This window comes from Streptomyces sp. NPDC006691, from assembly GCF_042869955.1.
Classification (GTDB): domain Bacteria; phylum Actinomycetota; class Actinomycetes; order Streptomycetales; family Streptomycetaceae; genus Streptomyces.
In genome coordinates this window covers 125,864-148,615 of sequence record NZ_JBIAGW010000010.1, presented here as the reverse complement: position 1 = coordinate 148,615, position 22,752 = coordinate 125,864, and the positions used below count along the sequence as shown (strand labels likewise).

Annotated in this window: 21 protein-coding genes; 9 read left to right on the top strand and 12 right to left on the bottom strand. The window is 68.6% G+C overall.

Going from position 1 to position 22,752, the window contains the following annotated elements:
- Nucleotides 1–95 precede the first annotated feature (95 nt).
- From ACFYNP_RS22635 to ACFYNP_RS22625, 3 genes are all read right to left on the bottom strand, one after another.
- Nucleotides 96–299 carry a cold-shock protein gene (locus ACFYNP_RS22635; protein WP_388407111.1) on the bottom strand — a complete coding sequence of 68 codons (204 nt, stop codon included), beginning with the start codon at nucleotides 297–299 and terminating at the stop codon, nucleotides 96–98.
- Between the two features lie 266 nt (nucleotides 300–565).
- Nucleotides 566–832 (bottom strand): DUF4031 domain-containing protein, encoded by a 267-nt coding sequence (locus ACFYNP_RS22630; protein WP_100577742.1) that lies wholly within the window; start codon nucleotides 830–832, stop codon nucleotides 566–568.
- Nucleotides 829–1,242, bottom strand: a complete 414-nt coding sequence (locus tag ACFYNP_RS22625) for a hypothetical protein (RefSeq protein ID WP_388787609.1) — start codon at nucleotides 1,240–1,242, stop codon at nucleotides 829–831. Before ACFYNP_RS22625 ends, ACFYNP_RS22630 begins: the two co-directional genes overlap by 4 nt.
- A gap of 122 nt (nucleotides 1,243–1,364) precedes the next feature.
- Here ACFYNP_RS22625 and ACFYNP_RS22620 point away from each other — a divergent pair, with 122 nt between their 5' ends.
- The 4 genes from ACFYNP_RS22620 (at nucleotide 1,365) to ACFYNP_RS22605 (ending at nucleotide 5,950) form a co-directional block, all read left to right on the top strand.
- Nucleotides 1,365–2,288 (top strand): MurR/RpiR family transcriptional regulator, encoded by a 924-nt coding sequence (locus ACFYNP_RS22620; protein ID WP_388787606.1) that lies wholly within the window; start codon nucleotides 1,365–1,367, stop codon nucleotides 2,286–2,288.
- A 157-nt stretch (nucleotides 2,289–2,445) separates the two neighbouring features.
- Nucleotides 2,446–3,375 (top strand): N-acetylmuramic acid 6-phosphate etherase, encoded by a 930-nt coding sequence (murQ, locus tag ACFYNP_RS22615; protein ID WP_388787603.1) that lies wholly within the window; start codon nucleotides 2,446–2,448, stop codon nucleotides 3,373–3,375.
- A gap of 141 nt (nucleotides 3,376–3,516) precedes the next feature.
- Nucleotides 3,517–4,986 (top strand): PTS transporter subunit EIIC, encoded by a 1,470-nt coding sequence (locus ACFYNP_RS22610; protein ID WP_388787601.1) that lies wholly within the window; start codon nucleotides 3,517–3,519, stop codon nucleotides 4,984–4,986.
- A 181-nt stretch (nucleotides 4,987–5,167) separates the two neighbouring features.
- Nucleotides 5,168–5,950 (top strand): S1 family peptidase, encoded by a 783-nt coding sequence (locus ACFYNP_RS22605; RefSeq protein ID WP_388787598.1) that lies wholly within the window; start codon nucleotides 5,168–5,170, stop codon nucleotides 5,948–5,950.
- A 16-nt stretch (nucleotides 5,951–5,966) separates the two neighbouring features.
- On the opposite strand, the gene ACFYNP_RS22600 is transcribed toward ACFYNP_RS22605, so the two are convergent.
- Entirely contained in the window at nucleotides 5,967–6,473 is a 507-nt protein-coding gene (locus ACFYNP_RS22600) for a hypothetical protein (protein WP_388407125.1), read from the bottom strand.
- A 205-nt stretch (nucleotides 6,474–6,678) separates the two neighbouring features.
- Between ACFYNP_RS22600 and ACFYNP_RS22595 the strand changes: the two genes are divergently transcribed.
- Together ACFYNP_RS22595 and ACFYNP_RS22590 are read left to right on the top strand one after the other, a co-directional pair.
- Complete coding sequence (locus tag ACFYNP_RS22595) at nucleotides 6,679–8,997, top strand: LPXTG cell wall anchor domain-containing protein (RefSeq protein WP_388787595.1); 2,319 nt, start codon at nucleotides 6,679–6,681, stop codon at nucleotides 8,995–8,997.
- Nucleotides 8,998–9,226: 229 nt separating this feature from the next.
- A complete protein-coding gene (locus ACFYNP_RS22590; protein WP_388407129.1) occupies nucleotides 9,227–9,568 on the top strand; it encodes a hypothetical protein in 342 nt (113 codons plus the stop codon).
- Nucleotides 9,569–9,625: 57 nt separating this feature from the next.
- Here ACFYNP_RS22590 and ACFYNP_RS22585 read toward each other — a convergent pair whose 3' ends face one another.
- Nucleotides 9,626–9,889 (bottom strand): hypothetical protein, encoded by a 264-nt coding sequence (locus tag ACFYNP_RS22585; RefSeq protein WP_388407131.1) that lies wholly within the window; start codon nucleotides 9,887–9,889, stop codon nucleotides 9,626–9,628.
- Nucleotides 9,890–10,004: 115 nt separating this feature from the next.
- On the opposite strand from ACFYNP_RS22585, the gene ACFYNP_RS22580 reads away from it, so the two are divergent.
- From ACFYNP_RS22580 to ACFYNP_RS22570, 3 genes are all read left to right on the top strand, one after another.
- Nucleotides 10,005–10,844 carry a helix-turn-helix domain-containing protein gene (locus tag ACFYNP_RS22580; protein ID WP_388407133.1) on the top strand — a complete coding sequence of 280 codons (840 nt, stop codon included), beginning with the start codon at nucleotides 10,005–10,007 and terminating at the stop codon, nucleotides 10,842–10,844.
- Nucleotides 10,828–11,163, top strand: a complete 336-nt coding sequence (locus ACFYNP_RS22575; RefSeq protein WP_388787592.1) for a DUF397 domain-containing protein — start codon at nucleotides 10,828–10,830, stop codon at nucleotides 11,161–11,163. The genes ACFYNP_RS22580 and ACFYNP_RS22575 overlap by 17 nt, the downstream gene beginning before the upstream one ends.
- A gap of 386 nt (nucleotides 11,164–11,549) precedes the next feature.
- Entirely contained in the window at nucleotides 11,550–12,464 is a 915-nt protein-coding gene (locus tag ACFYNP_RS22570) for a hypothetical protein (protein ID WP_388787772.1), read from the top strand.
- A gap of 376 nt (nucleotides 12,465–12,840) precedes the next feature.
- Here the strand turns inward: ACFYNP_RS22570 and ACFYNP_RS22565 are convergent, their stop codons facing one another.
- From ACFYNP_RS22565 to groL, 7 genes are all read right to left on the bottom strand, one after another.
- On the bottom strand, nucleotides 12,841–13,353 hold the full coding sequence (locus tag ACFYNP_RS22565) for a hypothetical protein (RefSeq protein ID WP_388787589.1): 513 nt from the start codon (nucleotides 13,351–13,353) through the stop codon (nucleotides 12,841–12,843).
- Nucleotides 13,353–15,605: a hypothetical protein gene (locus ACFYNP_RS22560; protein WP_388787586.1), complete on the bottom strand. Its 2,253-nt coding sequence runs from the start codon at nucleotides 15,603–15,605 to the stop codon at nucleotides 13,353–13,355. Before ACFYNP_RS22560 ends, ACFYNP_RS22565 begins: the two co-directional genes overlap by 1 nt.
- A 19-nt stretch (nucleotides 15,606–15,624) precedes the next feature.
- Nucleotides 15,625–16,065: a hypothetical protein gene (locus ACFYNP_RS22555; protein WP_388787583.1), complete on the bottom strand. Its 441-nt coding sequence runs from the start codon at nucleotides 16,063–16,065 to the stop codon at nucleotides 15,625–15,627.
- 1 nt (nucleotide 16,066) lies between these two features.
- Nucleotides 16,067–17,305 (bottom strand): type VII secretion-associated serine protease mycosin, encoded by a 1,239-nt coding sequence (gene mycP / locus ACFYNP_RS22550; RefSeq protein WP_388787580.1) that lies wholly within the window; start codon nucleotides 17,303–17,305, stop codon nucleotides 16,067–16,069.
- A gap of 1,579 nt (nucleotides 17,306–18,884) precedes the next feature.
- Complete coding sequence (locus tag ACFYNP_RS22545) at nucleotides 18,885–19,340, bottom strand: hypothetical protein (RefSeq protein WP_388407151.1); 456 nt, start codon at nucleotides 19,338–19,340, stop codon at nucleotides 18,885–18,887.
- Nucleotides 19,341–19,558: 218 nt separating this feature from the next.
- On the bottom strand, nucleotides 19,559–20,305 hold the full coding sequence (locus ACFYNP_RS22540; protein WP_388787577.1) for a DUF4097 family beta strand repeat-containing protein: 747 nt from the start codon (nucleotides 20,303–20,305) through the stop codon (nucleotides 19,559–19,561).
- 263 nt (nucleotides 20,306–20,568) lie between these two features.
- A complete protein-coding gene (gene groL / locus ACFYNP_RS22535; protein ID WP_100577753.1) occupies nucleotides 20,569–22,191 on the bottom strand; it encodes a chaperonin GroEL in 1,623 nt (540 codons plus the stop codon).
- Nucleotides 22,192–22,752 lie beyond the last annotated feature (561 nt).

The following is a 22,752-nucleotide window of genomic DNA, read 5'->3' as shown; positions in this document are numbered from 1 at the left end:
CCCGTCCCGCACACGGCGAAGCGCCCCGCATCCGGTCTCCCGGGTGCGGGGCGCTTCGGTGTTCGTTCCCCCGGCGGGCCGGGGTCACTCACTGCTTAGGCGGGGGTGACGTTCTCCGCCTGCGGGCCCTTCGGGCCCTGGGTGACGTCGAAGTTGACCGGCTGGTTCTCCTGGAGCTCACGGAAGCCCGTGGCGTTGATCGCGGAGTAGTGGACGAAGACGTCCGGGCCGCCGCCGTCCTGCGCGATGAAACCGAAGCCCTTTTCGGCGTTGAACCACTTGACGGTGCCGCTTGCCATGTGTTTCCCCTGTCGAGGATCGCGGGGTACTGGCTTGTCAGTACCCCTGGGTGAGGTGATCGCCCTGGTCCTCGGACATTGCTGCAAGGCAAACGCCCACGGCGTAAACCGCGGGCGCTGAGACTTCGGAACCACGACTACTGGCAAGGAAGTTAGCCGATCCGCAGTCGTCTGGCTACGGGCCGCAGCCGAACCGGCGACAAGTTCCGGCCAGCGGAGTCCCCCGGCCGGGTCCCGGCGGGCCCCACGGGCCCCTGCTCGTCGCCTCAGGCGGGCCGCCCCTTGGGGCGTCTGAGCCCCGCCTCCGTCAGACGACGTACGAGTTCCTTCGAGCCGATCTCGCGTGCACCCGCCCGGACCGCGTCCGCGTACCGGTGCGACGGGACGTCGTAGTGATCGCGCTCGAAGGCGCGCGGCGGGCAGCCGATGGACGCCGCGAACGCGTGCAGTTCCTCGTACGAGACATCGCTGACGAGATGCGACCACATGCGGCCGTGCCCCGGCCAGGTCGGCGGGTCGATGTAGAGGGTCATTCGCCGGGTCCACCGGGTCCACGGGGCGCGCCGGGCCCGCCGAGCCCGCCCAGCCCCCCGACCGAGGCCACCACGACGCCCGCCTTGCCGCACACCCAGTGCGGGTCGGGCCCGAGTTCCGGCTCCACGTCGAGGGCGTGCGGATCGCCCACGTCGCACACCGGGCAGAGCGGCCAGCGCCCGTACCGCTCCAGGAGCGCGTCCTGGACGTCCTGTGCGACGAGCCCCGCCACGAACTCCGTGCCCTCGGGCCACTGCTCCACCCACCAGCGCCGGTGGGTCACCGCGTCCTCGACCATCGAGACGACGTCCGCGTGCGCCACGTCGCGCGCCGCCAGATCCGCCAGGACCAGGGCGCGGGCGGCATGCAGTGCTTGTTCGAGGGGCTGGATGGGTTGTACGTCGTCCATGCCCTCCATTGTCACTCCCGGCGCACGGGCCGCCGCCACTCCCTCCGTCCGGGACGTAGGGCCGGGCGGCGACGGGACCAAAGGGGGTTGACCACGGGAAGCCGCGAAAATATCTTTCAAGAGTGACCAACGACCTGAAGGAAAGTTTCAGCGGAAGCGACAGCGCCCCGCCCGCACCGGCGGCCCTCGCCGCCAAGGTGCGGACGCTCGCGCCGTCCATGACCCGCTCCATGCAGCGGGTCGCCGAGGCCGTGGCCGGCGATCCGGCCGGCTGCGCAGCCCTCACGGTCACCGGCCTCGCCGAGCTCACCGGCACCAGCGAGGCCACCGTGGTGCGCACAGCGCGCCTGCTCGGCTACCCCGGCTACCGCGACCTGCGCCTCGCGCTCGCCGGCCTCGCCGCCCAGCAGCAGTCGGGACGGGCCCCCGCGGTCACCGCCGACATAGCCGTGGACGACCCGATCGCGGACGTCGTGGCCAAGCTCGCCTACGACGAACAGCAGACCCTCGCCGACACCGCGGCCGCTCTCGACACCGTCCAACTCGGCGCTGCGGTAGGCGTGTTGGCGAGCGCCCGGCGCATCGACATCTACGGCGTGGGCGCCTCCTCGCTGGTCGGCCAGGACCTCGCGCAGAAGCTGCTGCGCATCGGGCTCATCGCGCACGCCCACACCGACCCGCATCTCGCCGTCACCAACGCGGTGCAGCTGCGCTCGGGCGACGCGGCGGTGGCGATCACCCACTCCGGTTCGACCGGCGACGTCATCGAGCCGCTGCGCGTCGCCTTCGACCACGGCGCCACCACGATCGCGATCACCGGCCGTCCGGACGGCCCGATCTCGCAGTACGCCGACCACGTACTGACGACCTCCACGGCCCGTGAGAGCGAGCTGCGGCCGGCCGCCATGTCGTCCCGTACGAGTCAACTCCTCGTCGTGGACTGCCTGTTCATCGGCATCGCGCAGCGCACGTACGAAACGGCGGCCCCGGCCCTGTCCGCCTCGTACGAGGCACTCGCCCACCGCCACAATCCGCGCACCCGCTAGCCCCGCCGGCCCGACACCCACACCCACACCCACACCCACCGGAACCGTACGCAAACCGCGAACCGCGAACCGCGAACCGCGAACCGCGAACCGCAGACCGCAGACCGCAGACCGCAGACCGCAGACCGCGAACCGCAGAGAAAGAGCCGCCGTCACCATGACCACCCAGGACTACGCCGAACTCCGCGCCGAGCTGGCCACCCTCACCACCGAGGCGTTCCGGCCCGACCTCGCGGAGATCGACCGGCTGCCGACCGCCGAGATCGCCCGGATCATGAATGCCGAGGACGCCACGGTCCCCGCCGCCGTGGCCGAGCGGCTCCCGGACATCGCGGCGGCGATCGACGCCACGGCCGCGCGGATGTCGCAGGGCGGCCGGCTGATCTACGCGGGCGCCGGCACGGCCGGTCGGCTCGGTGTCCTGGACGCCAGCGAGTGCCCGCCCACCTTCAACACCGACCCGTCGGAGGTCGTCGGCCTGATCGCGGGCGGCCCGTCCGCGATGGTCAGGGCGGTCGAGGGCGCCGAGGACTCGAAGCAGCTGGCGGCCGAGGACCTGGAAGCGCTGCGCCTGACCGACCGCGACACCGTCGTCGGCATCTCGGCCTCGGGCCGCACCCCGTACGCGATCGGCGCGGTCGAGCACGCGCGGCGCGTGGGCGCCCTCACGATCGGGCTGTCCTGCAACGCGGGCTCCGCGCTCGCGGCGGCGGCCGAGCATGGCATCGAGGTCGTGGTGGGCCCGGAGCTGCTGACCGGCTCGACCCGGCTGAAGTCGGGCACGGCGCAGAAGCTGGTCCTCAACATGATCTCGACGATCACCATGATCCGGCTGGGCAAGACCTACGGAAACCTGATGGTCGACGTGCGGGCGTCCAACGAGAAGCTGCGCGCCCGCTCGCGCCGCATCGTGGCCCTGGCCACCGGCGCGGACGACGCCGATATCGAGGCCGCGCTGGCCGCGACGGACGGCGAGGTGAAGAACGCGATCCTGGTCATCCTCGGCGGCGTCGAGGGCACCACCGCCGCCCACCTCCTCGCCGAATCCCGAGGCCATCTCCGCGCGGCCCTGCACGCGGCCCCCTGACCCCCACCCCAGCCGGCCAGGACCCGCACAACAAGGCGCCCACGCACCCGCGCATCCAGGACCCGCACAGCAAGGCGCCCACGCACCCGCACGACAAGGCACCCGTACAACAACGCACCCGCACAGCAAGGCACCCGCACCATGGCACCAGAGAACAAGAACCGCGCCACAGCCGCCGCGATCCTCCCGCTCGTCGGCGGTGCCCGGAACATCGACTCCATCGCCCACTGCATGACCCGCCTCCGCCTCGGCCTGAAGGACCGCTCGCTGGTCCAGGACGACGCGCTGAAGGCGCTGCCCGCGGTGATGGGCGTGGTCGAGGACGACACGTACCAGATCGTGCTCGGCCCCGGCACGGTGGCCAGGGTGACCCCCGAGCTTGAGGCGCTGGTGGCGGCGGAGGGTGAGTCCCAACAGGCCGCCACGCCAGAGCAGTTGGCGGCCAGGGGAGCCGAACTGAAGGCGGCCCGGAAGGCGAAGAACGCCACCCCCTTCAAACTCTTCCTCCGCAAGGTGGCGAACATCTTCGTCCCGCTGATCCCGGCCCTCATCGGCTGCGGCATCATCGCGGGCCTCAACGGCCTTCTGGTGAACCTGGGTTGGCTGCCGGGCGTGACCCCCGCGCTCGCCGCGATCGCCTCCGGCTTCATGGCGCTGATCGCGGTGTTCGTCGGCTACAACACGGCGCGGGAGTTCGGCGGTACGCCGATCCTGGGCGGGGCGGTGGCGTCCATCATCGTGTTCGCGGGCGTAGCGAAGATCACCGTCTTCGGCCAGACGCTGGCCCCTGGCCAGGGCGGCGTCCTCGGCGCGCTGGGCGCGGCGCTGCTCGCGGTGTACGTGGAGAGGTGGTGCAGGCGCTGGGTCCCCGAGGCCCTGGACGTCCTGGTGACCCCGACCCTCACGGTCCTGATCTCGGGCCTGGTCACCCTCTACGGCCTGATGTTCCTGGCGGGCGAGGTCTCGACGGGCATCGGTCACGGGGCGAACTGGCTCCTGGACCACACGGGCGCGTTCGCGGGGCTGGTCCTGGGCGGCCTGTTCCTGCCCCTGGTGATGCTGGGGCTGCACCAAGCTCTGATTCCGATCCACACCACCCTGATCGAGCAGCAGGGCTACACGGTCCTGCTCCCCATCCTGGCGATGGCGGGCGCGGGCCAGGTGGGCTGCGCGATGGCGGTGTACCTGCGCGCGAAGCGCAACGAGCCCCTGCGCGCCACCATCAAGTCCGCGCTCCCGGCAGGCTTCCTGGGCGTCGGCGAGCCCCTGATCTACGGCGTCTCCCTCCCCCTCGGACGCCCCTTCGTCACGGCGTGCGCGGGCGGCGCGGCGGGCGGCGCGTTCGTCGGCCTGTTCTCGATGCTGGGCGACACGGTGGGCTCCACGGCGATCGGCCCCTCGGGCTGGGCCCTGTTCCCCCTCCTCCAGGGCAACCACGGCCTGGGCACGACGATCGCGATCTACGCGGCCGGCCTCCTGGTGGGCTACGCGGTGGGCTTCCTGGCCACGTACTACTTCGGCTTCACCAAAGCGACCCTGACCGACCTGAACGCGGCCCCCACCCCGACGGAGCCCCCCACCCCGGCCCCCGTGGAACCGGCCAGGGCCTGACCTCGGCCGCGCGGGTCGCCGGGCCGGGCGGCGCCCATCAACCCCTGGCCCCCTTTACCCCTGGCCCCCATCACCCCTGGCTCCACCACCCCTGGCCCGGCTCCCCCCTCCCCCCTGGCGGTCCGCCCACCGCAGGACGCAAGGTGGGCGTCATCTGACCTACGGATGACCGGAGTTGACCATGCGCAAGCCCAGCCCCCGCCCAGCCACCACCCTCCTCGCCGCCATCGCCCTCACCACCCTCGCCGCCACCGCGCTCATCCCCGTCTCCGCCACCCCAGCCGCCGCCGTGCGCGGCGGTACCGTCACCAGCACCGCCGCGCACCCCTTCATGGTCGTGCTCCAGAACCCGGACGGCTCCCAGTGGTGCGGCGGGGCGCTCGTCGCGCCGGACAAGGTGCTCACCGCCGGGCACTGCGTCGAGAACTCGCCCGATCCGAAGGCCCTGACGGTCATCGGTGGCCGCACCGACCTCACCACCCGCGCCGGGCAGACCCGGCACGTCGAAGCGATCAAGGTCGACCCGAAGTTCGACATCTCCACCCTCGACCACGACGCCGCCCTCATCACCCTGGACAGGCCCCTCCCGTACCGCCCCGTCCGCGTCGCCACGAAGAAGGACGCCGCGCTGTACGCGGACGGGCGCCGCGCCACCGTCTACGGGTGGGGCCTGACCGACACCGGCGTCCCCGGGCAGAAGCTCAAGCAGGCCACCCTCACGCTCGCCCCCCTCACCGGCTGTCAGCCCTTCACCAACCCCGGCGACGACCCTGCCCTGCGCGTGTGCGGGCTGCCCGCCAAGGGGACCGCCGACAGCATCTGCGCCGGCGACTCCGGCGGCCCGCTCGTCGAGAACGGGGTCCTCATCGGCGTCGTCTCCACCGGCAACAAGTACTGCGACACCCAGTACCCGGTCTCCGTCTTCACCAAGGCGAGCACGGTCGGACCCGAACTCGATCTGTAACTGCCTCAGTTGGACGTCAGCCGCGCTCCCGTGCCCACTCCTCGAACTCCGTCACCACATCCCGCAGCCGCCAGGCCCCGGGGTCCTTCAAGAACATGGCGCGGAGCTCGGGGACCGGGACCGCCGCCGGGTAGTAGTCCTCGTCCTCGTACAGGTCCTCGTGGTCCGGGTTCTCCATGGGGTCCCCGGGGACGCCGACGAACGGGCCGTCCCACGCCCCCGACTCGAAGTCCGTCGCCGGGTTGACCTTCCACACCGCGCCCGCCCGCACGCACACCTCGCCGAGGTACCACGCGGGGGCCGTCATGGCCGGGGTGTGCTGGGCGGCTCGCACGTCCTCCCACGCGACCCCCGCGAAGTCGGCCCGTACCGCACGCTCCAGCGCGTCGACCGAGGACGCGGAGAAGTCCCAGTCCCCGGGGTGCGACGCGGCCCACTCCCCGAAGGCCGCCTCCTGCTCCGCCAGCCATGCGCCGAGCCGCGGATGGTCCGTCCACTGCCGATGCCGATCGAACTCGCTCATGGGACCCGAGCGTACGGGAGAGGTGTAAGAGCCCTGTGGAGATGCGGAGTTGGGATTTCGACGGGCCGGAAAACTGTGGGGCCCCTGTGGGTCGAGGGGGCTAGCGTGTGGTGCTGCGCGACGCCATCGAGCACGGGGGCCCCTGGTGTCGCGGCACGCTGCACGCCCACTTCTTCTTCGGGCTCCCGGGGAAAGACACGCCCGCGTGAACCAACCGAACTCCCGGATATCGGCGATATCCGTATCGACATCCACGCGCCGACAGCACCTGTGGGCGCGCGCCACGGTCGCGCTCGCCACCGTCGGCATCCTCTCCGTCAGCGGACTTCCGCAGCTCCAGGGCACCGCCGACGCCGCGACGAAGGCCATGCCCTGCGAGCAGATGTTCAAGCTCAAGGGCAAGCCCACCGATCCCGGCAAGCTGCCGTGGGCCAAGGGCGACGCGGTGCGCCCCGAGACCGACTGGGACTCCTACGGATTCCCCAACCAGCGCCAGGCCATGGACGGCCTGACGCTGCCCGACGATCCCGCCGCACGCGACCGGATTCTCGACAGGCTCACCCTGCCTTACAAGAAGTACGCGGAGGGCACCCCCGAGCGGGTCTACGCCACGTACAAGGACTACCTGTCGCGCAACGGCAACACCGACACCAAGTACGGCGGCTTCGGCAACTGGCTCAACGAGGCCTACATCGAGGTGTACGGGCGCAACCCGCGCGGCGAGGCCTTCCACGGCAAGGTCGTCAAGGACCTGGGTCTCATCGGTCCCGACTGGATCTGCGAGGAGAGCCTCACCGTCACCGACCCGGACACCGGCAAGCCGTACACGCGGCGCTTCGACGCGGTCAATCACAAGACCAAGGAAGTCCTTGAGATCAAGTCCGGCGGCAACCACGACAGTTCGCAGGCGCCGAAGGACCGCGCTTTCCTGAAAGACCCCAAGTACAAGGACTACAAGCTCCGTTACGCCTTCGGCCAGGAGCAGTCCGCGGACACGCTCCGCTACACCGACAGCCTCAAGAAGCTCGGCGGACCGGGGCGGGTGACGACGTACGAGCATGTCTCCACGCCGGAGGCCGAGTTCAAGCCCGGCAAGTACACCGCGCAGGACACCGCGCGCAGCATCGGACGCGGCGCCGACGTCATCCGGCAGTCACCGCCCAACCCGGCCGACATGAAGCGCCAGATGGACCGCATCCGCGCAGCCGACCCCGAGGGGTTGCGCGTGCGCGGCCCCGGCGGCGTCGACTTCTCCACCCTGGAACTGCGCTACGTCGGCAAGCCGGTCAAGGGTCAGGGCCTGAACTACTCGTTCTCCGCCAACAAGGTCGACGAGTCCTCGGGCCTCGGCTACGGAGGCCGACAACGGGCCGAGCTGATCTCCGACTCGTTCTTCACCTGGCTCGCCCTGACCCCGGAGAAGTTCTGGGTCAACCTCAACCCGGACGAGCCCGACCGGGTCATGGACAAGACGTTCGGCACCACCGACGCCGGCCGCGTCCTGCTCCAGGCCGACCTGGAGATGAAGCACGACTACGCCAAGGACATGGACCCCCGCACCGGCATCGGCAAGCAGCTCTTCGACAAGCTCGCGGCGGAGCACATCCCCTGCACCCACGGCGTACGCAACTGGATCGTGCCCAAGCCCGCCGAGGTGCGCGAGCAGGACGGCGGCCTGTACATCCTCGACGCACCGCTCAAGGTCAACTCGGTCCCGCAGGACTTCAAGACACCCCAGCCGAACGGCAGTTGTAACCTCACCGAGGCCCAGCACCAGCGCGTCCAGGAGCTCATGGACACGATGATCGTGCCGGACATCGAGAAGAAGGTGAACACCGACGCCAAGTACGCGGACCTGCGCACCGTCTACAACGCGCGGGTCGCCGCCGAGTGGATCCGCCAGCAGGACGCGAAGTCGCCGACGGACTACCACGCGGTCATCAACAGCAACAAGGTGACCGACTGGCCCCTGCGCGGCAAGAACGCCTCGTGGACGCCCACGCAGACGTACAAGGAGTACGTGAAGTCCTTCACCGAGGGCGACTACAGCTACCCCTGCGAGAAGGCCGGCCGCCCCGGCACCTGTGTGGCAGGCGGCGTCGACTTCTCCAAGTCGCCCAAGCAGAACGTCACTCAGGCCAAGTTCACCGCCGAGCACAAGAACCTGCCGCGTACGACCGACATCTCCGTCAAGGCGATGACGGACGACGCGGAGAACAGGGCGCTCCTCGCCCTCGGCGGCAACACCGCCGCCCACACCGGTACCGGCACGGGCGGCAACCCCACCCCCACCCCGACCCCGAGCCACACGGGCGGCGGCGGGCCTTCCACTCCGCCGTCCACCCCGGCACCGGCCCCCTCCGGCCAGGGCGGCCACCAGCCCGCCCCCGGCGACCAGCACGCCAGTGGCGGCCTCGCCAACACCGGCACCCAGATCGCCACGCTCGCGGGAGCGGCCGTACTCCTGCTCGGCGCGGGCGCGACCCTGGTCTGGCTCCGACGCCGCCGCAACAGCCACAACTAGGCCTTCGGGTTTGGCCGTTGCGCACCACCACCCCTGAGTGCCGCCGCCGCCGCGCTGGAATCATCCGGCGCGGCGGCGGCAGTCCGGCTCCGTCCCGGCGCCGGCATTCCCCCTCGGACCCCTCGGGCCTTTCGGGCCCTCTGGTCTCTCGGGCCCCTCGGGTCTCTCCGACGCGTCGGGGCTCTCCGGCGCGTCGACGGAAGCCGCCCGCCCCGCGGACAATGCCGGAATGAACCACGACTCGGCGGCCCGCAGCCGTGAGCGACCCACCCGGCCGGGGAACCGGCTGGGCACCGCCGTCTGCGCCGCCACCCTGACGCTGATCTCCCTGGCAACGGGATACTTCGCGTACATCGCGTACGCGATCGAACCCGCCGGCCCCTGGGACCACGACGCCGTCACCGGCTCCCACCTCGCCGCCGGCCTCGCATTGCCCGGTTCCGTCCTGTTGGCACTGCTGACCTGGGCCACGGTCAAGGCCCGATGGCTCCGAGCCTGGTGGTACGCCATCCCCGCCGCCCTCGCACTCTCCGCCCTGCTGCGCCTCACACTTCTCGCCCCCGGCCTGTGAGACCGGTCCCGCGCCATTGGTTCGGGATGCGGGGTGCGGGGGCGCCGGGGTGCGGCGTCAGTGCGGACGGGGCGACTGCGCGCCACCGTCGGGCGGCGCCCCGTCCGCGCTGTACGTCCCGGCCAGTACGGCCACCAGGCGCAGCGCCATGTCCATGTTGCAGCGCCCCAGGTCCACCAGCGGGAACAGGACGTGTCCCCCGCACGTCAGCGGGTCGATCCTGAGCGACGGCAGCACCACCCCGGCCCGCCCCAGTTCCGTACGCAGCTGCTCCACGGCGTCCTCCGCCGCCCGCACCCGCTCCATTGCCGTCAGTGCCATCCGCCTTGCCCTCCTGCACACCGAGTGTTCAACTTTCCTCACCCAGCGTGGCCGAGTGCCGCTAGCCTGACCAGCGACGGCAACCCAACAACCCCTCATGTCGCGGGAGTTGCCCATGCCTGGACCCAAGGACCTCGACCCCTCATCCTCCCCCCGCGCCTTCCTCGGCGCCGAACTCCGCTTCGCCCGCGAAAAGTGCGGCCTCACCCAGGACGAACTCGGCCAGCCCCTCTTCGTCTCCGGCTCCTTCATCGGCCAACTCGAAGCCGGCACGCGGCGCATGCACCTCGAATACGCCCGCCAGATCGACGAAATCCTCGGTACGGAGGGCTTCTTCACCCGCAACTGCGTCGCGGCGGCGAAGTCCAAGTACCCGGACCACTTCGCGGAGGCGGCGGAAGCGGAGGCGGTCGCGACGACGATCCGCGAGTACGCGCCGCTGCTGATTCCGGGGCTGCTTCAGACTGAGGCGTATGCGCGGGCCGTCTGTCGTGCGTACCAACCCACCGCCCCCGAAGCCGCCATCGACGACCTCGTATCGGCTCGGCTGGAGCGAGCCCAGCTTTTGGCGCGCCCAACAACCCCCCTGTTGTGGGCGGTGCTTGATGAGGCGGTGCTGAGGAGGGAGGTCGGCGGTCGCGCGGTGATGGCCGAGGCCCTGGCCCACGTGGCGGCCCTCGGCTTCCAGCATCGGATCATCGTGCAGGTGCTGCCGTATTCGGCGGGTGCACATATGGCCCTGGAAGGTTCGCTCAAACTCATGGCCTTCGATGGGGCTCCCCCACTGGCCTACCTTCAGGGCCTCGGCACTGGTCGGTTGCAGGACGATCCAGCGACCGTCAGTCGGTACGAGCTGACCTACGATTTGGTCGGGGCCAGCGCACTGTCACCACAACAATCCCTGGCCCTGATCGAATCAGTGGCGGAGGATTACGCCCATGAAGATCAGCCCTGAGTACGACCTGAGCAAGGCCACGTGGCACAAGTCCAGCTACAGCGGCGGCGAGGGCGGCGACTGTCTGGAGATGGCCCGCTGGCAGAAGTCCAGCTACAGCGGCGGCGACGGCGGCAACTGCCTTGAGGTGGGCCGCTGGCGCAAGTCGACGCACAGCGGCGGCAGCGGCGGCGACTGCCTCGAAGTCCGTGACGACATGCCCCACATCGTCCCCGTCCGGGACTCGAAGACCGCCCCCCACGGCCCGACGCTCGTGTTCCGAGCCCATGCGTGGTCGGCCTTCATCGCCGACGTGAAGGAGTCCAACGCGGCCGCCTGAAAACACAGTTCGCCAAGCCGGGCCGAGCCGGTCACCTCCCGAGGTGACCGGCTCTCTCCGCTACGGCTCGAAGCTCACGCGCCGGGCGCCGAGCCGTGCTGGAAATCGAATGGGTGGAGGGCCTCAACCCACCCTCCCACCCTGCGAGTTGGGTGCAGTGAAGAGCGATCGGCACATTCCGCGTTCGACTTGCCACAGAGGGTGACGAGCGTCTAGCGTCCCAGACAACAAATAGCCCCCTTCGGTGCTGCGAACACCTCCGGGGGCTTGACCGCAAGATCGAAAAGACCGATCCGGCGGTGCGACCACCTCGATCGTTAGGCGATCCGATGGCTGACAGCCACTTTAGTGCCGACCCCTTCGCCGCGCATCCAGACCGGCATCCGATGGCCAGTCCGGGCTACGGAAAACGGCGCGTTCCCGATCAACACCCGCGCACAAATGACGATTTCATGCACCTTCCGCCGCGCGAAGCAGCTGTCGCCGGGTACATAGACCGGCTTCCCGAGGGCGCGGACATGTCCGTGAAGATGCTGGCCAAGGTGCTTCCGTACGGGCAGTGCGCCCTGCGCACCGCGCTTCAGCGCCTCGTGCAGGCCGGACACCTGCGCCGGGGACGGGAACACCTGCGCGGCTCGGACAGTGCGCGCTGGGTGACCCGTACGTGGTTCTCACGTACGGCCCGGGACGACGCGTGGTGGGCGGAATTCACCCGTGGGGGTGTCGGCGAAGGTTCCTCCTCACCGCCACAACCACCGCCATCCCCGCCGCCGTACTCCGCTCCCCCGATCACCCCATCTGCTCCAACGGTCGCCCACCCTGCCCCTCCGGCCGCCCAACAGGCCCTCCGGAGCCGGGCTTTGATCCTGCTGGCCGCGCTGGGGCGTGCCGCACCGCCGCTCTCCCTCTCGGCGAGGGACTGCGCGGAGCTGGCACCGCTGGCGTCCGCGTGGTTCGAGCGCGGGGCGACGGATGAAGACGTACTGCGTGCCCTGACCTCCGGCCTGCCGACCCCGGTCCACAGCCCGGCTGCCTTCACCCGGGCCCGGCTCATCGACAAGCTGCCCCCGGAACCGCCGCCGCCCCCGCCGACGCGTCCGGTGCTGCGCATTCTGGAGTGCGCGAGGTGCGGTGCGCCGGGCCGCGCCGAGGCCCTGCCGGGCGGCGTATGCGGCCCCTGCCGAGGCGAACCCGAACCACGTCCGTCGGGCCCGCCCCTCCCGTCCGAACGGGTTCGAGCCCACGCCGCCGAGGCCAGGGCGGCAGCGGTGGCCCGACGTCGGGCGGGCACGCCCGTCTGAGCCGCACGGACTGCTTGAACTGCACGAGCTGCACGAGCTGCACGAGCTGCACGAGCTGCACGAGGTTCATGAGCTGCACGAGGTTCATGAGCTGCACGAGCTGCATGAGGTGCCTGAGGTGATTGAACCGCACGAGCTTACAAACCAACCGGCTGTGCTCTCCCTCCCTCGGATCGACTGCCGCTCCGACGGGTGGAGCAAGCGACCTCCTTCACCTGGGGCGCATCGACCTTGGCCGGGATGCCGACCGGGCTCGGTGCCGCGGGCGCGGCTGGGCACCTGACGACGGCGGGTCCGGCGACGAATGGACGTGCGCCGGCCCGGGGGCGCCGGGCTTCTCCAGGGCCACCCGAGATCATCACCCCGGCCTCGGGTGCTAACCCGTGCAACCCAGCTTCTTCTTAGCATGAGGAACGAAATCCTCAAGGAATCGCTGAAGCCTCTGCACGCCCGCTTCAGAGTCTTCGACCCGCTTTCCCGTGAAAGCGACATCGAACAGCAGATACGAGGCAGGAGGCCCACAACTGGTCGTGGCCAGGCCTCCGTTGGCGCCGATGACAGCAGTGCCCGGAAATTGCATCGTTCGGCGAGCGCCCCGCATGAACTCTGCCTGCGCATTCTTCCAGTCTTCGGGCGGCAGCTGCTTCTCGATCTTCGCGATCCTGACATTTAGGGTCTGCACCCCGTCGACGCTCAAGTTGCAGATGACGTCCCGCAGCTCACTCTTCGACACCTTGACGTCCCCCTCACCGGGCAGGAGAGGGGACAAGGACTCACCCGACACCGGTACGTCGCAGAAGGTCTTCGGTACGTCAATTCCCTTGCTACATCCAGTTGCCGCCAAGGCAAGCACAAGTGCGGCGGCCAGGGCCCGAAGGGCCGCCCTCATCAATGGCTCCCCGCGAGGCCGTCCGCCATGGCGTTTCCATCATTGGCTGCCGCTGCTATTTTCTTGTAGATTCCCTCGTGGGCCGAGTAGCCCGTTTGCGCGTCCGCCCATGTGGAATTCCTCGCATACCACTGATCAGCGAGCGCATTGAGCTGATTCTGACGCCGTATGTACGTCTGCTGACTGTCACTGGTCAACTGGTCCGCCTGGTGTTTCTGCTCATCCATGATCCAGGCGGTGGTAACAACGTCGGCACCGCGCTGCGCAATGTCGCCTATTACGGGAAGGAAGTTGAGGAGCGCTCCCGATGTGTGATAGCTCCACGCCTTGTCCCAGGTGTAGTCGTGTTGGTCACCCTTAAGCGCGCTGTAGCGGCCTTCCTCCATGAACCCAACCGCATATCCCGCCGCTTCCAGCGTGTCCTCCGGCCTCCTACTGCTGTCATGAAAGCCGGCCACGATGGCGTAGTTCATACCCTCGTGGAGCATCCCATAGGATTCTTCACTTCGTGAGATCTGTTTGGTCATTTCCATGACCTGTCCCTGGTTGAGTGGCGTATGCCCGCTCGGGTTACTCATCGTGGCATACACACTGTCCCCGTGATTGGTCATGATCTTTGCCATGTCGTCTCGTAGAGCGGCAGGCATATCGTTGCCCTGCTTGGACAGAAACTCCAGCGAACGCTCGAATACTCGATTGTTGACGTCCGAGTGTGGCGTAGCGCCGCCGTGAGTTCCTGCGGGATCGATGCCGGTTGCAGCTGCGACCAAGGCGTCACCCAATCCCTGACGGGTATCGCCATCAGGTATGCCTGGACCGCGAGTCTCCACTTTGCCACCCGATCCGTCCCAGTTGGTGGTGTTGGTGACGTCCCAGTCACGACTACCACTGCCGTTGCCCAGCAGGTATTCATAGCGCCGTTTTCCCTCTTCCGTTCCAGGGTCGAGGTAACCAGCAGCTCCCTCTGCATTGTGCGACATGACGCCGAGCATGGCATCGACGGGATCGTTCGCGAACCAGGCGTCACCATTCTTGCTGTCGAAATTCCCGTACAGGCCCCAAACGTTCGGATCCCGCTTTTCCATCTCAATCATGTCATCGGTGACGTCCGCGACGAATTGCGGGGAGTATCCATGTCCCTGCTGCATGAGGGTGGCCAGGCTCTGATAGCCCCGCACCTGCTGGCCATGCCCCGGGCCCACTTTGACCTTGTCACTTACCGATTCGAGGTCGTAATGGTCAACGCCATGGTCGCGCAGCGCCTCGCGCCACCGGTTATAGAACTGTGCTTCCTTGGACCCCTGCCAGACTCCGAACTGCTGGTTGTAGGCAGCCGTTCCGAACTGCAGTCGATTTCCCATGGGGTCGTAGAACTCCGGGACGCGCGTCGCAGTTGCCAGCGAGTCGGCCAAGGAACTGTTGATACGCAGGTAGGAGCCCTTGCGCTTGGCATCGTCGAAGTAGGCCAAGTCGTCGATCTTGTTGGACAGCTTGAGGGTGTTGTCCGGGCCGAGCGAGTCCAAGAGGGTTTGGCTGAAGACCCGGTCACCGGAGTTGTCGCGCATGAGGCGTTCCCACTCCTCCAGATCGTCCGGCCTCTTGCCGGCCAGAACCTGGTCCGCGTACATCTTGGCTTCGCGGGCCTCGTACACCTCGATGTCGCCGAGCGCGTCCCCGTTGAAGGAGTGGGCATCAAGTCCCAGAGCCTGTGCGGCCGCACGCTCCATGAAGCTCTTGATGCCGGCCGCCTTTTGAAGGGCCAGCTTGACGCCCTGGTCGGCGTCGTCGACTGCCCTGACCGCGTCCTTGATGCTCTGCGTCCAAGTCTCCGCGGCCTCCTTCCCCTGCTTTACGGTCGCGTCGTAGTCGGTCCTGTAGGGGCTCAGGCTGCCGGGGTCGTAGACCGCCTGGCCTCGGCCGTCGACGTGTATTCCGTTCTTCTGCGCCTGTTCTACAAGATCCTGGACATGCCTTATCCGCTGGACGAACTGCCCGTGGGCGTCCCGCAGAATCGAAGCGATTGCGCGCGCTTCCACCTGGGCGTCGGAGAACTGCTTACGCGTCGCGGCGAACTGCGACAACGCCGCGTCCGCGCTGACCCCGACCCAGGCCCCGTCGTTCCCCACGCCTTCCACCCGAGCCTCGTACAGGCTCCCGGGCTCGGTGAACCCGTCGGCCATGTCGTCCCAAGCCTGGGCCAGATCTGTCAACACACCTATTCGGGCAGTGACCACATCTTGGTACGTAAGCATGCTCGCCCCGTCCCCTCCCCTAGACCTCGCGCCGCGGGTCGGGCGGGGTGTCTATCTGCGCGAGTCGGCTGTGCACCCCGTGGTCGATCTGCTGGAAGTCCTGCTTGGTCTGCTCCAGCGCCGCCTGGTCGGAAGCCAGGCGGCCCATGAGGCTGTCGACCTGCAACCGCCATTCGTTCTGCGCGTCGCCGAGCGCAGAACCGAATGCCCAGCCCGAGAACGCCCGGGCAACCGATACCGACCCCTCGTCGACATGGCGACCAGCCTTGTCCGTCCCGGGCCGTATGTGCTCCCGCAATGCCTTGACCGCAGCCTCTTTCCGCGAGGCACTCGTTTTCAGATCACCGGCGCCGCTTCCCGCGCCGCTCCCCGTGCTGCTTCCCGCGCCGGCCAGCCGGAGCTGGTTTTGGCGCCGCACTGTCGCGTCGGCCTTCAGCTGCTCCCACTCGTTCCATGTCATCTCAAAATCCCCCCGTTCGCCCGTCGCCCTCCTGCCCCGACCAGCCCAACCCCGCTCCCTGCGAGTGCAGTTGATTCCGAGTGGCTGCCGCTTTGCGGCGTTGGGTTCGGACGAACCAAAGACGGAGGAGGCCCCCGATGAGCGCCAGTGCGGCGACCCCAATTCCCAGGGGCAGAACGTAAGTTGACGCCTTGCTTCCGCCTGCCTCGGCAGCCGGGGGCGTTACGTCGCCGGCGGGCGCACCGGCGGCCCTCCCGGCGGGGCTCGGCGAGGAAGGCGGGGCTGACTCGGTGAGGTCGGGCAGAGGGTATACGTTCGCCGGACCGGGGTCGCCGGGGTTCTCCAGGGCGACCCGGGGGCGCACGATCCCGTAGCCGATCGAATCGTTCCGCTTGGCACCGTCTGTCGGCCCGCCGACCGTGTTAAGCATGACCCGCAGGACCTGGTTGTTCGTCCAGGTGGGGTGCTTGGCCCAGATCAGCGCGGCGGAGGCGGAGGCCAGGGCGGTCGCGTCGCTGGTGCCGTCGGTCTTACATAGACCGGTCTCACCTCCGCACGGGTGCACCATGCCCTCTCCCGGTGCGGCCATGTCTACCTGAGCACCGTATTCGGACCACGCGGTCTTGCGGAGGTCCTTGCCGACCGCCCCAATGCCCACCACGCCCGGTGTGGCAGCCGGGTATTCGATCTCATTGCCGCTATCGCCGCGGTTCCCCACCGCCGCGAAGACCAAAGATCCCTTTGCCAAGGCGTATTTCACTGCTGCGGTCAGTTGTGGTGAGCCTTCGGTTCTGCCCGTCCCCAAGGACATGTTGATGACTTGGGCACCGTGGTCGGCCGCGTAGCGGATCGCCTGGGAGGCAACCTCATTGAACCGCTTGTTGCCTTCGGCCTGGTTCGCGGCTTCCCCCGACTTCGGCATGCGGATCGGAAGAATCTTTACCCCTGGAGCAAGGCCGAAAGCACCTTTTCCGCCGTTGGCAGCCCCAGTTCCAGCGATCAGCCCCGCCATACCGGTGCCATGGCCCTCGTAGTCGACGTGTGCGTCTCCCGGCTGGCCGTGTGCAAAATCCTTACCCGGCAGAACCTGCCCTGTTAGGTCGGGATTGGTGGGATCGACGCCTGAATCGATCACAGCGACAGTGATGCCCTTACCTGTGCTGGTCCGCCACATTTGTTCGGCCTTCATGGCATCGAGAAACCACTGTTCCCCGCGCGTCGACTCCGCCAAGGCAGGCACAGCAGTGACACCCACCAACAACAGTCCGCACGACGCCGCTAGCGCAGCTGACCCGCGACTGCGTCGGGCAGCGTTCCTTGACATGGGTTCCCACCGCGCCTTTCCTGGACGCATCAGTCGATGACCGGCGGCACAACACGTGAGTCCTCGCGCAGCCACGTCTCATCGTCCTCGACGAGATAGCCACGGCCTTCCCCGCCCGTCTCACGCTGCGGGCGGCGTTTTCGAGAATGAGCTCCGCTGCCCGGATTCCCGGCAACCGGCCTTCCGCCAGAGATGCCTCCTCGTTCCTCGGCCGCTCCGGATACGGAACGGGGGCTAGCGGTCCGTCCCGGCTGCTGGGCGCTTCCACCGCTCACCCCACTGCGGGGAGTCAGCGCCCCGCGGCCGGGCATTGCTCCCGGTCGCCCCGCTGTCTGCCCCGCAGGGCCGACTCCCACAGCGGGTCGAGCCGCGCCATGGCTGCCTGCGTCTTCCGCCCCGACGACGTTTCCCTTGGGAACGCTGCCCTTTGGCCGATCTGGCCCTGCTGGGACGGGACGACCGCCGACGATTCCTGGGCTGTCGCTCGGCATACGCACGCTGCTGCGTCCGGACGATACTTGCCCAGTCCGGGCCAGAGGCCCCTCTACGGCCGTAGCCCGACCCGTACCCAAGGGCCCTGAAGGCACACGCGATCCTCCATCGAAAACGGGTGGAGGCATGTGCACTGTCGACGCCTCACCGCCGTGGCCTGAGCTAGGGCCCGGTCCGCTCCCCGTGGAGCTAGGCGGCGGTGCTGTCGGCAGCAGCGTGGGCACCGAGTCGACGTCCATCCGTGCAGGCTGGTGTGCATTCCCCAACGAGGGCTGGACAGGCGAGACAGGCGTCGAGTAGTGGCTTGGGTTGGGGCTGCCAGAGACGACAGCGTGGGTTTGCTCAGAATGCCCCCAGCCGGTGCGGCCGGACTGAGAGGCGCTGTCAGCCACACCTTTGTAGTGCACCGAGGAGCCGCCTCGATCGGACGCGCCATCCACCTCCGGCACAATCGACTGCGGCGGCGGCGGAAACCGAGGCCGCTCCAAGCCGTTCATCTGCGTCGCAGACTGCTGGTACGCCTGCCCCAGCTTGCGCATCTGGGCCACGGCCTCCTGCCGCACCTTCTCCTTGTCCGCTTCCAGCGCTGCCAGTTCGGCCGTCGACTTCCTGCTGATCGCTGCCGCGTCCGGGTCGTTGTGGGCCTTCTGGGCCGCGGCCAAGTTACCCTCCGCGCCCGGCTTGTCGCGGGGGATGGCTGCCTGGGCCGAGGCGATCGCGTCGGAGGCATGGCCCAGCCAAGTTGAGGAACCCTCGCTGAAGTCGCCCAGGCGCAGCGTCGCGTTGGCCAGGTCCGCGGTCCAGGTGCGGAACGCGTCCGCGCCCGCGCCCTTCCAGTCGACCCACTGGGGGCGGACCTTCAGGTCGTCCGCGATCTTTCGGATCTCCTTGGACGCTGCCAGCAGACGGTCGGCCGCGCCCTGCACGGTGCCGCTGTTCGCCTGGTCGAGCCAGGCGAGCATGGCTTCGTGGCTCATGCCCTCGAACGGGGTGCCGTTGCCCATCAGATCGTCCCTCCGGCGTCGCCGCCCGTCGGCGGCTGGTCCGGCTGACTCGGCTTGTCCGGCTTGGGCTGAGCGGGGTGGTAGTCGCCGCCGTAGTGTTTCTTGGTCTCCACCGCGATCGCCGCCATCCGCTTGCGGACGTCCGCGTCGATGTTCTGGTAGCCCTTGTGCGAGGCCAGTACTGCGATGCCCATGCCCTCGATCGAGTCCGCCAGCAGCTTGGACAGGCTCTCCAATTCGGTGATCACCGTCTCGTACGAGCTGAACAGGCCCGTGGCTTCCGCGAACGCGCCGCCCCCGCCCCCGAACTGGTCTCGGGCGAGCCGCTCTTGGCCCACCTCACCGGGTCCGGCCGGAGAACCCTTGAGGTTTCGGATCAGTTCGTCCACGCGTTGCTGGAACTTCGTGAACGACGTCAGCTCGGTGACCACGTCCCCGGCGGCCGACTGCGCCACCTCAAGGACGTTGAAAGGCCAGTCCGGCGACTCCGATGCCGCTCCACCCCCGTTTGGTGGCAAAACACCCTCCCCCGTACAGCACCGTTTTCACACGCAACGCAACTCTAACGAGCGGCAATTGCGGTTCCCAGTCGTGCTCTCGCAAAGAGGGGCAGGAACAGGCCAATGTCGGGTGCGGAGCGGCAGAAGTGCTCGTTCGCCGGCCCGTTGGTGGGCTAGTTCGAGGACTTCAGGGTTATGCCGCCGTTGCCACTGGTCAGGTTCAGGTGGTGGATGGCGGAGGGGTCATCCGGTATGCCGAGCGTTTTGTGGCCGTGGCCGGTCTGGGCCGAGACTCGGTAGGGCGCGCGGGGGGCCGTCACCGTGATGCTGCCGTTGGAGGTCTGGGCCGTGACGTTCTGGGCGGTGTCGGGGGTGAGGGAGATCGAGCCGTTGGACGCCATGGCCGTGATGCCCGTGCCCTTCAGGCCGTTCGCGTCGATCGATCCGTTGCTCGTGCGGATGTCGACCGGGCCCGTCGCACCCCGTACCTTCACCGCGCCGTCACTCGTGGACACCCGCACCTGGCCGACCGAGGACAGGCTCAGCGCGCCCGCCCTGGTGGAACCGGTGACCGGGACTCCGGCCGGCACGTCCACCGTGTAGTCGACCGCGCAGTGGCCCGCGCAGCCGCCGAGCACGCGCACGCCGTTCTCCACTCGGTACGTCGATTCCGTCGGCTTCGCCTTGCCGCGGTAGGTGACCTCGCGGTGCACGGACACCTTCGCCAGGTCCTTCTTGCCGCGCACCCGGAAACCGTCCGAATTCCCGTCGATGCGTACCGCTGTGATCTGGTCCTTGACCGTCGCGTCGTCCTTGAACGTCTGGTCGTCCAGCGGGCCGCACGCGGCGACGCCGCCGGCCGCCAGGACGGTCAGGGCCACGGCCGCGGCGGAGCGGATTCGCAGTCGTGTGCTGGTCATGAAGGTCCCCCGGATGTGCGTCAGTTGGGGCGGTCCGTGGCTGCCCCTCTGATCACCAAGCTAGCCCCCATCCGCCTACCCGCACCATGGAGCCAGTACCACCTTCGATGGTTCGGAATTCCCTACCACCCTGGTTCGGGTGGTACGGAAACGCCGAGGGCGGCACCCCCTCGATGGGGAGTGCCGCCCTCGGCGCGCGTACAGCTGTGTACCGCTGTGGACCGCTGTGTACCGCTGCCTGCGTGGAGCTACTGAGCCGTGGCTCAGAAGTCCATGTCACCGCCCGGCATACCGCCCGGAGCGGCCGCGGCGGCCTTCTCCGGCTTGTCGGCGATGACGGCCTCGGTGGTGAGGAAGAGCGCCGCGATGGAGGCGGCGTTCTGGAGCGCGGAGCGCGTGACCTTCGCCGGGTCGATGATGCCCTCGGCGATCATGTCGACGTACTCACCGGTCGCGGCGTTCAGGCCGTGACCGACGGGCAGGTTGCGCACCTTCTCGACGATGACGCCGCCCTCAAGACCACCGTTGACGGCGATCTGCTTGAGCGGGGCCTCCAGGGCCAGCTTCACGGCCTTGGCGCCGGTCGCCTCGTCGCCCTCAAGCTCAAGCTTCTCGAACACCGCGGAGGCCTGGAGCAGGGCCACGCCACCACCGGCGACGATGCCCTCCTCGACGGCCGCCTTCGCGTTGCGAACGGCGTCCTCGATGCGGTGCTTGCGCTCCTTGAGCTCGACCTCGGTGGCGGCACCGGCCTTGATGACCGCAACACCGCCGGCGAGCTTCGCCAGGCGCTCCTGAAGCTTCTCGCGGTCGTAGTCGCTGTCCGAGTTCTCGATCTCGGCGCGGATCTGGTTGACGCGGCCCTGGACCTGGTCGCTGTCACCGGAGCCGTCGACGATCGTCGTCTCGTCCTTGGTGATGACGACCTTGCGGGCGCGGCCGAGCAGGTCGAGACCGGCGTTCTCCAGCTTGAGGCCGACCTCCTCGGAGATGACGGTGCCGCCCGTGAGGATGGCGATGTCACCGAGCATGGCCTTGCGGCGGTCGCCGAAGCCCGGAGCCTTGACGGCGACGGACTTGAAGGTGCCACGGATCTTGTTGACGACCAGGGTCGACAGGGCCTCGCCCTCGACGTCCTCGGCGATGATCAGCAGCGGCTTGCCGGACTGCATGACCTTCTCAAGGAGCGGCAGCAGGTCCTTGACCGAGCTGATCTTCGAGTTGACGATCAGGATGTACGGGTCGTCGAGCGACGCCTCCATACGCTCCATGTCGGTGGCGAAGTACGCCGAGATGTAGCCCTTGTCGAAGCGCATGCCCTCGGTGAGCTCAAGCTCAAGACCGAAGGTCTGCGACTCCTCGACGGTGATGACGCCTTCCTTGCCGACCTTGTCCATCGCCTCGGCGATGAGCTCGCCGATCTGGGTGTCGGCGGCGGAGATGGAGGCCGTGGAAGCGATCTGCTCCTTGGTCTCGACATCCTTGGCCTGCTCCAGGAGGGCGGCGGAGACGGCCTCGACGGCCTTCTCGATGCCGCGCTTCAGGGCCATCGGGTTGGCGCCGGCGGCGACGTTGCGCAGACCCTCGCGCACCAGGGCCTGAGCGAGGACGGTCGCGGTGGTCGTTCCGTCACCGGCGACGTCGTCCGTCTTCTTGGCGACTTCCTTGACCAGCTCGGCGCCGATCTTCTCGTACGGGTCCTCAAGCTCGATCTCCTTGGCGATGGAAACACCATCGTTGGTGATCGTGGGGGCGCCCCACTTCTTCTCAAGGACGACGTTGCGGCCCTTGGGGCCGAGGGTGACCTTGACGGCGTCGGCGAGCTGGTTCATCCCGCGCTCGAGACCGCGCCGTGCCTCCTCGTCGAACGCGATGATCTTGGCCATGTGAAGTGGTCCTCCCGGACAGGGGTGGCGTTCTTCGTGGATCGCGCCGGTGCCCGCGACGGACGGCCTGCATCCCTTGTGGTTCCTTGCCCCACGCGGTCTGCGGACCTCACTGACCCGATCCAAGTTCTGTCACTCTCACTGGGAGAGTGCTAAGCCCAATGATTAGCACTCGGCCCCTGCGAGTGCAAGCGAGTCTCTGGAACCGGGTGCCTTCTCTTCGGGCTGCCGCACGGGGTCTTCGGGGTGCCCTACTGGTGCCTCACGGGCCCCCGGCCCCGGTTTCCGGCGGGGCTCCGCCCCCGCGCCCCGGCTGGATCGGTTCGGCCGCGGACCGTGCGTGGTTGTTCGCGCCCACCGTGACGAAGCCCCGCACATGTCCCTGCCCCGCGCCCCTAAAGGTGACCCAGCGCCCCGCCACCTCGCGCCCACGTGGCGAAACCGCACATAATGACTGCCCCGCGCCCCCAACACCCCGTTCCCGCCCGCGGACCGTGCGTGGCTGATCGCGCAGTTCCCCGCGCCCCTGAAGGTGACCCAGCACCCCGCCACCTCGCGCCC